Annotated in this window: 13 protein-coding genes; 10 read left to right on the top strand and 3 right to left on the bottom strand. The window is 67.5% G+C overall.

Annotated elements, in window-relative coordinates; genetic code table 11:
• Positions 1-94 precede the first annotated feature (94 nt).
• Entirely contained in the window at positions 95-772 is a 678-nt protein-coding gene (locus ACZ50N_RS19030; RefSeq protein WP_464475683.1) for a guanylate cyclase, read from the bottom strand.
• 42 nt (positions 773-814) lie between these two features.
• On the opposite strand from ACZ50N_RS19030, the gene ACZ50N_RS19025 reads away from it, so the two are divergent.
• Positions 815-985: a hypothetical protein gene (locus ACZ50N_RS19025; RefSeq protein ID WP_110798052.1), complete on the top strand. Its 171-nt coding sequence runs from the start codon at positions 815-817 to the stop codon at positions 983-985.
• Here the strand turns inward: ACZ50N_RS19025 and ACZ50N_RS19020 are convergent.
• Positions 975-1760 (bottom strand): adenylate/guanylate cyclase domain-containing protein, encoded by a 786-nt coding sequence (locus ACZ50N_RS19020; protein WP_464475682.1) that lies wholly within the window; start codon positions 1758-1760, stop codon positions 975-977. The two genes, ACZ50N_RS19025 and ACZ50N_RS19020, sit on opposite strands and share 11 nt — an antisense overlap.
• A gap of 34 nt (positions 1761-1794) precedes the next feature.
• Here ACZ50N_RS19020 and ACZ50N_RS19015 point away from each other — a divergent pair, with 34 nt between their 5' ends.
• Positions 1795-2733, top strand: a complete 939-nt coding sequence (locus ACZ50N_RS19015) for a hypothetical protein (RefSeq protein ID WP_201778353.1) — start codon at positions 1795-1797, stop codon at positions 2731-2733.
• Position 2734: 1 nt separating this feature from the next.
• On the opposite strand, the gene ACZ50N_RS19010 is transcribed toward ACZ50N_RS19015, so the two are convergent.
• The gene (locus tag ACZ50N_RS19010; RefSeq protein ID WP_073684371.1) at positions 2735-3604 is read right to left on the bottom strand and encodes an alpha/beta fold hydrolase; all 870 of its coding nucleotides are present in this window, start codon (positions 3602-3604) and stop codon (positions 2735-2737) included.
• Between the two features lie 108 nt (positions 3605-3712).
• Between ACZ50N_RS19010 and ACZ50N_RS19005 the strand changes: the two genes are divergently transcribed.
• The 8 genes from ACZ50N_RS19005 to ACZ50N_RS18970 all read left to right on the top strand — a co-directional run bounded on the left by ACZ50N_RS19005 (position 3713) and on the right by ACZ50N_RS18970 (position 12463).
• The gene (locus tag ACZ50N_RS19005) at positions 3713-4318 is read left to right on the top strand and encodes a TetR/AcrR family transcriptional regulator (protein ID WP_464473538.1); all 606 of its coding nucleotides are present in this window, start codon (positions 3713-3715) and stop codon (positions 4316-4318) included.
• 149 nt (positions 4319-4467) lie between these two features.
• Positions 4468-5235: an MlaE family ABC transporter permease gene (locus ACZ50N_RS19000; RefSeq protein ID WP_046365745.1), complete on the top strand. Its 768-nt coding sequence runs from the start codon at positions 4468-4470 to the stop codon at positions 5233-5235.
• Positions 5232-6086: an ABC transporter permease gene (locus ACZ50N_RS18995; RefSeq protein ID WP_046365746.1), complete on the top strand. Its 855-nt coding sequence runs from the start codon at positions 5232-5234 to the stop codon at positions 6084-6086. The genes ACZ50N_RS19000 and ACZ50N_RS18995 overlap by 4 nt, the downstream gene beginning before the upstream one ends.
• 1 nt (position 6087) lies before the next feature.
• Positions 6088-7536, top strand: a complete 1449-nt coding sequence (locus ACZ50N_RS18990; protein ID WP_464473537.1) for an MCE family protein — start codon at positions 6088-6090, stop codon at positions 7534-7536.
• Positions 7537-7570: 34 nt separating this feature from the next.
• Positions 7571-8611, top strand: coding sequence for a virulence factor Mce family protein (locus ACZ50N_RS18985; RefSeq protein WP_046365748.1), 1041 nt, complete (start codon positions 7571-7573; stop codon positions 8609-8611).
• Complete coding sequence (locus ACZ50N_RS18980) at positions 8608-9966, top strand: MCE family protein (RefSeq protein WP_464473536.1); 1359 nt, start codon at positions 8608-8610, stop codon at positions 9964-9966. The genes ACZ50N_RS18985 and ACZ50N_RS18980 overlap by 4 nt, the downstream gene beginning before the upstream one ends.
• Positions 9963-11318 carry a virulence factor Mce family protein gene (locus ACZ50N_RS18975; RefSeq protein ID WP_464473535.1) on the top strand — a complete coding sequence of 452 codons (1356 nt, stop codon included), beginning with the start codon at positions 9963-9965 and terminating at the stop codon, positions 11316-11318. The genes ACZ50N_RS18980 and ACZ50N_RS18975 overlap by 4 nt, the downstream gene beginning before the upstream one ends.
• Positions 11315-12463, top strand: a complete 1149-nt coding sequence (locus tag ACZ50N_RS18970; RefSeq protein ID WP_464473534.1) for a virulence factor Mce family protein — start codon at positions 11315-11317, stop codon at positions 12461-12463. Before ACZ50N_RS18975 ends, ACZ50N_RS18970 begins: the two co-directional genes overlap by 4 nt.
• The last annotated feature ends 1 nt before the right edge of the window (position 12464 follow it).

The raw sequence follows: 12464 nt of genomic DNA, 5'->3' as shown, positions 1-12464 counted from the left end.
GCCTGACGCTTCCTCGTCTCGCAGTATCTTGAGGACAGCAAAGCATCGCCGGTGGACGAAAGCCGGTAGCCGCACCGGCGTTTCACACACTGATTCAGGGCGCAACCGCGATCTCGGCGCCCAGTCGGTAGCCGTCGGCCAGCGGCAGGTCATCACCACTCCAGAACGATCCCGGATCGAACCAGTTCGCGTTCTTCTCGGTGACGAGCAGGCCCATCTCCTCGTAGGTGATCGCCACGGTCTCCGCGCAGTAGGCGGTCTCCAAGCCCATCTGCGTCCGCTCGATCTTGCGCTTGTCCGCGGCTCGACGAACAGCCTTGTGCATCAACGGGATTCCGCGAGTGAAATCGCTGACGGTGGGAATCCGTCCGCGTAGCCAACGCCCGGTGAGGCGCGCTGTGGAGGGAAACGGGGTGCCGTCCATGCGTGCGATCACGGTGAGCATGCGGTCCTCCTGCTCACGGTCGGCGTGCGGTGTGAGCTGGCGCAGCCAGCAGCGCTGGCCGTACGCGTCCGCCCAGCGGTGTACCGCTGCCCGCAGATCGTTGAGCTGCACCCCGCGATGGTGGGTTCCGGTCCACAGGTCGAGGAGCTTGTCGCCGAGCTCCGCGTGCCAGATCAGTGGTGGCAGATCCTCCAGTGCGACGGTCATCCCGACATGGTTGACCGGACTGTTGGTCATGGACTGGATCGCGCGGTCCGGACCGGAGTGGCCACGGAACAACCAGATGTCGCCGGTGCGCGTTTCCTCCAGCGCGCGTTCCAGGGACACCGTGCTTGGCTTCATGCCCGCAGCTTAGGCAGACTGACCGGCATGCGGGGAATCTGGAAGTGGGTCGGACTGGCCGGTGCGGCCGGCGTGGTCGCCGGCGGCGTGCTGGTCGCACGTGATCAGCGGCGGCGAAACTCCTACACCCCGGAGGACATTCGCGCTCGCCTGCATCAGCGCCACGCCCAGGCGCACGGCTCCGACGTCACGCGGTGACGGCGTAGAGCGTGTGCGTGCCGGAGAAACCCTTCAGCTCGGTGTCGCAGTGTCGTTCGACAACCAGATCGTCGCAGTCGTCGCGGTCGTCAATCGCATCGCGCACGGCCGCACTGACCAGGATCTGACCGCCGTCGGCCTGCGCGGCGACCCGCGCGGCCAGCGCCACGTTGCGGCCGAAGACGTCGTCGCCGCGCAGCACCGACTTTCCCGTGTGGATGCCGATCCGCACCCGAATGCTGTTGCGGCGCTTCGACAGTGAGCGCTGGATGTCCAGGGCGCAACGTACCGCCTGTTCGGGACGGGCGAAAGCGACCATGAACCCGTCGCCCTGGCTCTTCACGACGTGACCGTCGTGGCGCTCGACGAACCGGCGCACGGCCCGGTCGTGCCTGGCGATCAACCGGACGAACGCGCGATCGCCGATGCGCTCGTTGAGTGCGGTCGACTCCTCGATGTCGGAGAACATGATCGCGAGCCGTCCGTTGCGGGAGAGCCGGGCGAGATCGGGCCGTTCCACCTCGGCCCAGTCCGCGAGATCCTCGATCGAGGAACGCACCGCCGCGCCCAGCCCGTCCCGGCGCAGGATGTTCGCCGTCTGCCACACCGTCTTGACGGCCCTCGTGCCACCCGACACCAGCAGCTGTCGGGTGTCGAGGCGGTTCCGCAGCTCGTCTGCCTCCGCTTCCGCGGCCCGCACCCGTCGCCACAGCAGTCCGATCGCGGCTGCCTCGCCGATCGCGACGACGGCCAGGGCCAGCGCGACGATCTGCATCCCGGTCACCGGTCCAGTATTGGATGCTGGGGGCGTGAGTTCTCCACAGGCCCCCTGTTACGAGAGCCGCTGGCTGCGTGCCAACAGCAGCGACGGCACCCGCGCGATCTGGGTGCGCGAGACGCTGTTGCGGTCCTCGACCGGCGCGGCGAATGCGGATGTATGGGTGATGGCCTTCGATCCCACGGGGCACCGGGCGCTCCGACAGTCGTTCCCGATCGACTCCGCGGCCTTCGAGGACGTGCCCTGGACCGCACAGATCGGTCCCAGCAGCCTGACCGACACGGCCGCCGTCGGCGACATCGCCGGCCGCGCGCGCTGGGATCTGACGATTCGTCCGGGTGGGGAGCCCGCGGTGCGCATGCTCTCCGATCGGGCCTACCAGGCCCGGTTCCCGCCGGCGAAGACGCTCGTGCGGCATCCGCGGGCGGAGATGGCCGGCCGCCTCCAGATCGACGGTCTGACGGTCGACGTCGACGGATGGGTGGGCAGCGTCAACCACAACTGGGGCAGCCGGCACACCGCTGCCTACGCCTACGGGCAGGTGTGCGCGTTCGACGATGCGCCTGACACCACGCTCGAGATCGTCACGGCGCGCGCCGCGGTGGGGCCGGTGCTGTTGCCCGCGGTCACGCTCCTCGTGCTCCGCCATGCCGGCGTCGAATTCGCGGTGCGCAGCGTTCTCGGCAGTCTGCAGACGCATGGCCGGTACGAGCCGTTCACCTGGAGCTTCGGCGCACGGGTGGGGGAGCAGACCATCGAAGGCGAGATCGTCGCCGCAACCGATGACGTGATCGGCTTGACCTACACCGACACCGGCGGCGCCGAGAAGTACTGCTACAACTCAGCGTTGGCGACCTGCAGACTCCAGGTGGCCGGCTCCGCCGTCGCGCGTACCGAATTGACCAGTGCGGCAGCGATGTTCGAGATCCTGACCGCCGACCAGGTGGCGGGTGTGCCGCTGCGGGTGTGAGTCAGGGCCTCAGTACGAACGACACGACGGCGTCGGAGAAGGCGTCGTTGTCGTCGCCCGCAGCGGTGTGTCCCGCGCCGGTGAGCTCGACGAACTCAGCACCCGGCACCTTGTTCAGGAAGTCGGCGACGGCCTCCTCGCTGACCACGTCGGACAGCTTTCCGCGGATCAACAGGATCGGGATGGTCAGTTCGACGGCGGCCTGTTCGAGTTGCTCGACCCGCAGGAACGGATCGTCATGGGGAGCGGTGAGAAACGCCGGATCCCAGTGCCAGTACCAGCGTCCGTTGCGGTGCCGGAGGTTCTTCTTCAGTCCCTCGGGGTTCTGTGGCCGGGTGCGGTGCGGCAAGTAGGCGGCGACCGCGTCGGCGGCGTCGTCGAGGGAATCGAACCCGTGGACATGGCTGAACATGAAGTCGCGGATGCGCGCGCTGCCGTCCTTCTCGTACCGCGGCACCACGTCGACGAGCACCAGACGGGTGACCTTGTGCGGGCCGGCGTTGCGCGCCACCTGAATGCCGGTGAGCCCGCCCATGCTGGCGCCGATCACGACTGTCGGGCGACCGATCTGGTCGAGTACGCGCTCTGCGTCGGCCGACAGCGCGTCGATGCTGTACCGGGCGTCGGGGGAGCGGTCGCTGTCGCCGTGGCCGCGGCTGTCCAGGGCCACCACGTGCAACCCGCGGGAAGCCAGCACCTGCCCGGTCTTCTTCCACGACCAGCGGTTCTGGCCACCACCGTGGAGCATCAGCACAGACGGGCGAGCGGGGTCACCGTTGTCGGCGGCCGAGGGCCGGTTCCATTCGTCGGCGACCAACTGGAGGCCGTCGGCGCCGGTGAAGGTCGCAATCGTCGCATCGCTGCTGGTCATGGTCCACCGCGTCCTCTCACCGGTCCCCGAAGCCCTGAGGCTACCCAGCGCATCGGATCCACCGATCCCGGGTCCCGGCAGACCGCCGTCGATCTATTATTTTCGGTTGTGCAAATTGTGGCCGGTTCCGACGACGAACGGCGGCGCATCATCGAGGCCGCCTACCGCTGCCTGTCCGATTCCCACCGGGAGCCGGTCACGATGTCGACGATCCTGCACACCGCCGGCGTCTCCAGTCGCGCGTTCTACCGCCACTTCCGTTCCAAGGACGATCTCTTCCTGGCGCTGCTGCAAGAGGGTGCCGACGAGATCGCCGCCCGGGTGGACCGGGTGGCCGCGGCCGAGATCGGCAGCCCGGTAAACCAATTGGCGACATGGATCGGGGAGATCTTCGATCTCATGGTGGATCCGCGCCGACGGATGCAGATGGCGGTGATCGATTCCGAGGAGGTCCGCTCCGCGGCCGGCTACCGGGACATGCGGGAGCGCTCGCACGCCAGCAGGGAGCGGTCGCTCGCTGACATCCTGCGCCGCGGGCGTGCTACTGGCGCGTTCCCGCTGGCTGACCCCGACCACGATGCCGTCGCGATCAGCGCGTTGGTCAGCCGGATCCTGTCCTCCGTCGCGCCCGAGGACGTGCAGGCGGTCAAACAGGCCGAGTCCCGGTTGCTCGACTTCGCGCTGCGCGCCGTCGGCGCGGTGGCTCGCGAGTGAGCGTGACCGGCGCTTGCGACTCGTGTTGCCGCACCACATTTTGGTGATATACGGGCTGCCAGCGTCCTCACAGATGTACCGTCACCCCACACAGCGGGGGTTGGTCGGAGGCTTTGGCGGTGAACTGCTTGCGAGGAAGGACCGGTTGAATGGTCGCTTCCGACGTCATCAGCAAACCCGTACGTGCCTTCGGCGGGTTCTTCTCGATGGCCCTCGACACGTTCGTGGCGCTGTTCCAGCCACCGTTCGCGTGGCGCGAGTTCATCGCCCAGTCATGGTTTGTCGCGCGCGTGTCGATCCTGCCCACCCTGCTGTTGACGATTCCCTACACCGTTCTGCTGACGTTCATCACGACCATCCTGCTGACCGAGATCGGCGCGGCGGACTTCTCCGGAACCGGTGCGGCACTCGGCACGGTGCGCCAGATCGGGCCGATCGTCACCGTTCTGGTGGTCGCCGGTGCCGGCGCCACCGCGATGTGCGCCGACCTGGGGGCCCGCACGATCCGTGAGGAACTCGACGCGCTGCGGGTGATGGGCATCAATCCCATTCAGGCACTGGTGGTTCCCCGGGTGCTGGCCGCCACGGTGGTGTCGCTCGCGCTGTCGGCGACGGTGATCCTCGTCGGCCTCTCGGGTGCGTACTTCTTCGTCGTCTACATCCAGCACGTCTCACCGGGCGCGTTCGCGGCGGGGTTGACGCTGCTCATCGGCACCACCGACGTGATCATCGCGTTGGCCAAAGCGGCGCTGTTCGGGCTCTCGGCCGGCCTGATCGCCTGCTACAAAGGCATTTCCGTACGTGGCGGCCCGGCCGGGGTCGGCAACGCGGTCAACGAGACCGTCGTGTTCACATTCATGGCGCTGTTCGCGATCAACATCGTGGCGACGGCTGTGGCGATCAAGATCACCGCATGACCGTCTCGCGGCCGCATTCCCAGTTCCCGTGGCTCAAGGCCCGGTTCCGAAGCGTGGCCGGACCGTGGAATGACATCGGTACGCAGACCAAGTTCTACGGCCGCACGTTGCGCTCGGTGGGCTATGTCTTCACCCACTACAGCGTCGAGCTGATTCGCATCATCGCCCAAATGGGTCTGGGCGCAGGAGCACTCATCGTCATCGGCGGCACCGTGGCGATCGTCGGGTTCCTCACGGTCACCACCGGCGCGCTGGTGGCGGTGCAGGGCTACAGCGACTTCTCCACCATCGGTGTCGAGGCGTTGACGGGTTTCGTCTCGGCCTACTTCAACGTCCGGCTGATCGCGCCGGCCACCACCGCGATCGCGCTGTCGGCGACCATCGGCGCCGGCGCCACCGCCCAACTCGGCGCGATGCGCATCAACGAGGAGATCGACGCACTCGAGGTGATGGGCATCCGCAGCATCGCGTTCCTGGCGTCCAGCAGGGTGATCGCCGGTCTGTTCGTCGTGATCCCGCTCTACTGCGTGGGCGTGCTGATGGCGTTCTGGGCGGCGCGGTTCGGCACCACGGTGATCTACGGCCAGTCCACTGGCGTCTACGACCACTACTTCAAGACGTTCCTCAACCCGACCGATCTGATGTGGTCATTCGGACAGTGCATCGTGCTGTCGGTGATCATCATGCTCGTCCACACCTACTACGGCTACACCGCGCGCGGCGGCCCGGCCGGCGTGGGCGAGGCCGTCGGGCGGGCGGTGCGGACGTCGCTGATCGTCTCGGCATCGGTGTTGGTGCTGCTCTCCCTTGCTGTCTACGGCCAGTCCGGCAACTTCAACTTGGCGGGTTGACATGGACACACACGACGAAGGCCTGCATCCGGCGTGGTACACGCTGATCCTGCTCGTGGTCATGGCTGTCATCCTGTGGCTGACGTATTCGTTGTTCTTCGGCACCTTCACCTCCCACGAGACGGTCACGCTGACCTCCGACCGGGCGGGTCTGGTGATGGAGACGAACTCGAAGGTCAAGCTGCGCGGCGTACAGGTCGGCCGCGTCTCGGCGATCGAGGGCGGCAGTGAGCCGGTGGCGCTGAAGCTCGAGATCGACAAGGACAAGATCGGCTTCATCCCCGGCAACGTCGAGGCGCAGATCCGGGCGACGACGGTGTTCGGTGCCAAATACGTCGACCTGATCTATCCGAGTGACCCGCAGGGCACGCTGCGGGCCGGTCAGGTGATCCAGTCGCGCAACGTCACCGTCGAGGCCAACACCGTGTTCCAGAACGTGGTCGCCATCATCGACCGGGTCGACGTGGCGAAGCTCAACAGCACGTTGTCCGCACTCGCCGACGGGGTGCGTGGCCTGGGCCCGCAGATCGGTGAAGCCACCACCGCCGCGAATCAAGTTCTCCTGCAACTCAATCCGCGCAGCGACACCATCGCCGAGGACTGGCGCACGCTGCGGCAGTTCAACGACACCTACAGCGCTGCCGCGGGTGACATCGTCACCACGCTCGACGCGCTCAGCACCACGAGCACGACGATCGCCAACCGCGCTACGGCGCTCGACACGCTGCTGATGTCCACGATCGGCCTGTCCAACAGCGGCATCAGCCTGCTGGCCCCCAACCAGGCCAACCTGATCAAGGCCATCAACGTGCTACGGCCCACCACCGACCTGCTCTTCAAGTACAGCCCGGAGTACACCTGCCTGCTCACGGGCGCCAAGACCCTGCTGGACACCGGCGGGTACGAGGCGCCGGGTGGGAACGGCCGCAGCCTGATTCTCGACGTCGGCCTGTCTCTGGGTGACGATCCCTACCACTACCCGGACAATCTGCCGATCATCGGCGCCAAGGGCGGTCCCGGCGGCAAACCCTCCTGCGGCTCGCTACCTGACGTCGCCAAGAACTGGCCGGTGCGGAACCTGGTGACCAACACCGGGTTCGGCACCGGGATCGACTGGCGGCCCAACCCCGGTATCGGGTTCCCGGCCTGGGCCAACTACCTGCCGACCACCCGCGCGGTGCCCGAACCGCCGAGCATCCGCAACCTGTTCGGCGGACCGGCCATCGGGCCCATCCCGTATCCGGGTGCCCCCGCCTACGGGGCGGATCTGTACGCCCCCGATGGCAGCCCCCTGTGGCCCGGATTGCCGCCGGCCCCACCGCCGGGCGCACCGCGGGAACCGGGCCCCACACCCGGGTCCGAACCGTTCATCGTCGCGAATCCGGCGCAGATGCAACCCACTCCGCTGCCGCCGGTTCCGCTGCCGCGTGAGGCTGCCCCGTCACCATGACCACCATCGAGAACACACGGAGAGGTGTCCCGCCATGGCAGGCCTGACGACCAGGATCAGGCACGACGCGTGGCGTCTCGCCGTGTTCCTGACCGTCTGCCTGCTGGGTGTCTTCGGGCTGTTCGCGGTGTTCGGCCAGATGCGATTCGGGGAGAAGACGCACACCTACCGCGCCGAGTTCATCAACGTGAGCGGACTCGAGGAGGGCGATTTCGTCCGGGTCGCCGGCGTGGAGGTCGGACGCGTCGACAAGGTTGCCATCGAACCGGATACGACGGCGATCGTGGAATTCACCGCCGATGACTCGGTGGTGCTCACCGAGGGCAGCCGCGCGGTGATCCGCTACGACGACCTGATCGGTGGCCGCTTCCTCGCGCTGCAGGAAGGCGCCGGCAGCACCGCGACGCTGAAGCCGGGCGACACGATCCCGATGGCCCGCACGGCGCCGGCCCTGGACCTCGATGCTCTGATCGGTGGCTTCCGGCCCTTGTTCCGGGCGCTCGATCCGGAACAGGTGAACGCGCTGTCAGGGCAACTGATCTCGGCCCTGCAGGGGCAGGGCGGGACCATCAACTCGTTCCTGGGGCAGACCGCCGCACTGACCAGCACCCTGGCCGACCGGGATCAGCTGATCGGGCAGGTGGTCACGAACCTCGACGTCGTGCTCGGGTCGCTGGGGGACCAGAGCGACCAGTTCGCCAAGGCGGTCGACGGGCTGTCCGGACTGGTGGAGACACTCAAAGACCGCAGGCAGGACATCAGCACCGGACTGGCCTACACCAACGCGGCGGCATCGAGCATCGCCGACCTGCTGGCGCAGTCGCGGGAGCCGTTCACCAAGACAGTGCGCGAAACCGACCGCGCCGCAGGCATCGTCGTGGCCGATAGCGAGTACTTCGACAATCTGCTCAACACGCTGCCCGACGCCTACCAGGCGCTGGCACGCCAGGGCATTTACGGCGACTTCTTCAGCTTCTACCTCTGCGACATCGTGCTCAAGCTCAACGGCAAGGGCGGCCAACCCGTGTACGTCAAGGTGGCCGGTCAGTCCACGGGGAGGTGTGCGCCGAGGTGAAATCGTTCAGTGAACGCAATCAGTTGATCGTCGGCTCGGTCGGGCTGCTGGTGACGATCGGCGTGGTCCTCGGCTCCCTCAACTACACCAAGTTGCCGTTCTTCCACGGCAACGAATACTCGGCGTTGTTCGCCGACGCCGGCGGGTTGACCACCGGTCAGGACGTGCTCGTGTCGGGCTTCAAGGTCGGCACCGTCACGTCGATCGACCTCGATCAGTCGCGCGCACGCGTCGCGTTCACCGTCGACAAGGGCATCCGGCTCGGGGACCGCACCGAGGCGGCGATCAAGACCAAGGGACTCCTCGGCACCAAGCTGCTCGAGATTACCTCCCGCGGCGACGGCCAGCTCGACGGCCTGATTCCGTTGGAGCGCACCACGTCTCCGTACCAATTGCCCGACGCACTGGGCGATCTGGCGTCGACGATCAGCGGCCTGAACACCGACCAACTGTCCGAGTCGCTGCGGGTTCTGTCCGCCACGTTCGCCGACACCCCGCCGCAGCTGCGCATCGCCGTCGATGGCGTCGCCCGGTTCTCCCAGACTCTCGACGAGCGGGATGCCCAGTTGCGCAACCTGCTCGGCAACGCGGACAAGGCGACGACGGTGCTGGCGCAGCGCAGCGATCAGATCGTGGGCCTGGTCAACAACAGCAATGCGCTGCTGGCCGAACTGCGCACCCAGAGTGCGGCGCTGGATCAGATCTCCGGCAGCATCTCGACGCTGAGCGAGCAGCTGCTCGGCTTCATCAACGACAACCGCGCGATCCTCAAGCCGTCGCTGGACAAGCTCAACGGTGTGCTGACGATGATCGACAATCGCAAGGAGCGCCTGCAGAAGTCACTGCACCTGCTGCAGCAGTACTCGATGTCATTGGGTGAGTCGGTGTCCTCGGGCCCGTTCTTCAAAACCTATGTGGCCAACCTGCTGCCGGGTCAGTTCGTGCAACCGTTCGTCGACGCCGCGTTCTCCGATCTGGGTCTGGACCCCAACGTGCTGCTGCCGTCGGAGCGCACCGATCCGCAGGTCGGCCAGCCGGGCACGCCGGCGCTTCCGATGCCGTACCCGCGCACCGGCCAGGGTGGCGAACCGCGCCTGACCATCCCGGACGCCATCACCGGTAACCCCGGTGACCAGGGCTGCGGACCGCCCGGCCTGCCCCTGCCCGGACCCACCGGCTGCTACCCCTACCGGGAGCCGCTGCCGGCGCCGCCACCGGGCGGTCCGCCGCCCGGCCCGCCCGCCGAAGCCCCGCCGAACCTGCAATCGACCCCCGGGCCGACACCTCTGCCGCAGTACGTGCCGGCGCCCGGCGGCATTCCACCCGCCGCACCCACGGATGGAGGAGGCCAATGACGCGTATGCCGCGGACCTTCCTCATCGCCGCGCTGGTGGTGATCCTCGCCGGTGGTGTCGTCGTGCTGCTTCGCACCATCGATCGGGTCGACCGCACCCACGCGGTGGCCTACTTCGAGAACACCAACGGCATCTATGTCGGCGACTACGTCAGCATCGTCGGGGTGCCCGTCGGGCGGATCGAGTCGATCGAGCCGCAGCCCGAGTCGGTCAAAGTCAGTTTCTGGTACGACAGCAAGTACAAGGTGCCGGCCGACGTCAAGGCGGCGATCCTGTCGCCCACGCTGGTGACGGCGCGCAGTATCCAGCTCACGCCGCCCTACACCGACGGACCCGTCCTGCGCGACGACGCGGTGATCCCTCGGGAACGCACCGCAGTGCCGGTGGAGTGGGACCAGGTGCGCGAACAACTGGCGAAGCTCGCCGACAGCCTGCAGCCGACCGAACCCGGCGGGGTGAGCCCACTCGGGTCGGCGATCAACACCACCGCCGACAATCTGCGGGGCCAGGGCGCCAACATCCGCGACGCCGTCATCAAACTGTCGCAAGCCATTTCAGCGCTGGGCGACAAGAGCACCAACGTCTTCTCCACCGTCAAGAACCTGGCGATCCTGGTGTCGGCGCTGCAGGACAGCACCGACGTGATGCGCCAGCTCAACCAGAATCTCGCGAGTGTCACCGGACTCCTGGCCGACGATCCCGACGAGGTGGCCAACGCGGTCCGCGATCTCAACGCCGTGGTGGGCGAGGTCCAGACGTTCGTGGCCGAGAATCGCGAATCGCTGGGCACCACCTCGGACAAGCTCGCCGGGGTCACCCAGGCGCTGACCGACAGCCTCGGCGATCTCAAACAGTTCCTGCACGTCGGCCCGAACACGCTGCAGAACTACGTGAACATCTGGCAGCCGGCCCAGGGGGCGGTCAGCAGCGTCCCGATGATCAACAACTTCTCCGATCCGATCTCGTTCCTGTGCGGCGCCATCCAGGCGGCCTCCCGGCTGGGCGCCGAGGAGTCGGCGAAGCTGTGCGTGCAGTACCTGGCGCCCATCATCAAGAACCGGCAGTACAACTTCCTGCCCGTCGCGCAGAACGTGTTCGTCGGCGCCAGTACACGGCCCAACGAACTGACCTACAGCGAGGATTGGTTGCGGCCGGATTACGTTCCGCCGCAAGGCTCCTCGATGCCGGCGTCGGCGCCGGGCCCGGGGCCCGGCCCGGCGCAAGTGCCCGCCGAGGGTGCGCCGTTGCCCCCGTCGATGGGCCCGCTGCTGCCCGCCGAGGCGATTCCGACCACGCCCGACCCGGCCGCCGGCCTGCAGGGCATGATGGTGCCCCCGGGAGCGACGCCGTGAGGCCCGCGGTGCGCGCCGCCGCCGTCGCGGTCGTCTCGGTCGGACTGCTGTCGGGCTGCTCGGACTGGCGTGGCCTGAACTCGGTTCCGCTGCCCGGCGTCGAAGGCACCGGGCCGGGGGCGTTCACCATCGAGGCGCAGATGCCCGACGTCAACGCCATCGAACCGAATTCCCGCGTCCGGGTCGGTGACGTCAACATCGGCCATGTCCGCAAGATCGAACGCCAGGGCTGGCACGCCCTGGTGACGATGGAGCTCAACGGCAACGTCGTGCTCCCCGCCAACGCCACCGCCACGCTGGGGCAGACCAGCCTGCTGGGGTCTCAGCACATCGAGCTGGCCCCGCCCACCGACGTCGCCCCGGCCGGCCGACTGCACCAGGGGTCCCTGATCCCGCTGTCGTCGTCGAAGGCGTTCCCGACCACAGAGCAGGCATTGGCCGCGGTGGCGATGCTGCTCAACGGGGGCGGTATCGGGGACATCCAGGACATCACCGAGGCCTTGAGCGTCGCGTTCGCCGGGCGGGAAGGTGACCTGCGCAGCTTGATCGAGCAACTCGACCTCGCGATCGGCTATCTGGATGACCAGAAGCAGGACATCATCGACGCCGCCGACAGCCTCAACAACCTGGTCGGGCAGTTCGCCGACCAGAAGCCGGTCGTGGACAAGGCGCTCAGGACGATTCCCGACGCTCTGTCGGTGCTCAAGGACCAGCGCAAGAACCTGGCCGAGGCGCTGACGCAGCTCGGCAGATTCAGCGCACTGGCCGCGGATTCGGTCAATCAGACCAAGGAGGCCCTCGTCGCCGAGCTGCGGGATCTCGGTCCGACGGTCGAGCAGCTGGCCAATGCCGGACCGGCGCTGACCCGTGCGCTCAGCTTCCTGCCCACGTTCCCGTTCCCGAAGGAAACGCTGACCAACTGGATTCGCGGTGACTACGCCAACCTGACGCTGGTCCTCGATCTGACGCTGAGCCGCATCGATCAGGGCATCTTCACCGGCTCGCGCTGGGAGTGCGACCTGACGTGGCTGGAGCTGCAGTGGGGCCGGACCATCGGTCAGTTCCCGAGCCCCTGCAATGCAGGTGGTCCCGGCACCGCGGGCAACCCGCTGGTGGCCCCGTACCGATTCGACCAGGGGCGCTGAC

It is taken from the genome of Mycolicibacterium obuense, from assembly GCF_055397605.1.
This window is presented reverse-complemented; position numbering and strand designations above follow the sequence as displayed.

What these genes read in the sequence shown, in the direction of transcription:
- ACZ50N_RS18995 (WP_046365746.1), top strand. Translation starts at nt 5,232, where the DNA reads ATGACCGTCTCGCGGCCGCATTCCCAGTTCCCGTGGCTCAAGGCCCGG.
- ACZ50N_RS18990 (WP_464473537.1), top strand. Translation starts at nt 6,088, where the DNA reads ATGGACACACACGACGAAGGCCTGCATCCGGCGTGGTACACGCTGATC.
- ACZ50N_RS19000 (WP_046365745.1), top strand. Translation starts at nt 4,468, where the DNA reads ATGGTCGCTTCCGACGTCATCAGCAAACCCGTACGTGCCTTCGGCGGG.
- ACZ50N_RS18985 (WP_046365748.1), top strand. Translation starts at nt 7,571, where the DNA reads ATGGCAGGCCTGACGACCAGGATCAGGCACGACGCGTGGCGTCTCGCC.
- ACZ50N_RS19020 (WP_464475682.1), bottom strand. Translation starts at nt 1,760, where the DNA reads ATGCAGATCGTCGCGCTGGCCCTGGCCGTCGTCGCGATCGGCGAGGCA.
- ACZ50N_RS18975 (WP_464473535.1), top strand. Translation starts at nt 9,963, where the DNA reads ATGACGCGTATGCCGCGGACCTTCCTCATCGCCGCGCTGGTGGTGATC.
- ACZ50N_RS19025 (WP_110798052.1), top strand. Translation starts at nt 815, where the DNA reads ATGCGGGGAATCTGGAAGTGGGTCGGACTGGCCGGTGCGGCCGGCGTG.
- ACZ50N_RS19010 (WP_073684371.1), bottom strand. Translation starts at nt 3,604, where the DNA reads ATGACCAGCAGCGATGCGACGATTGCGACCTTCACCGGCGCCGACGGC.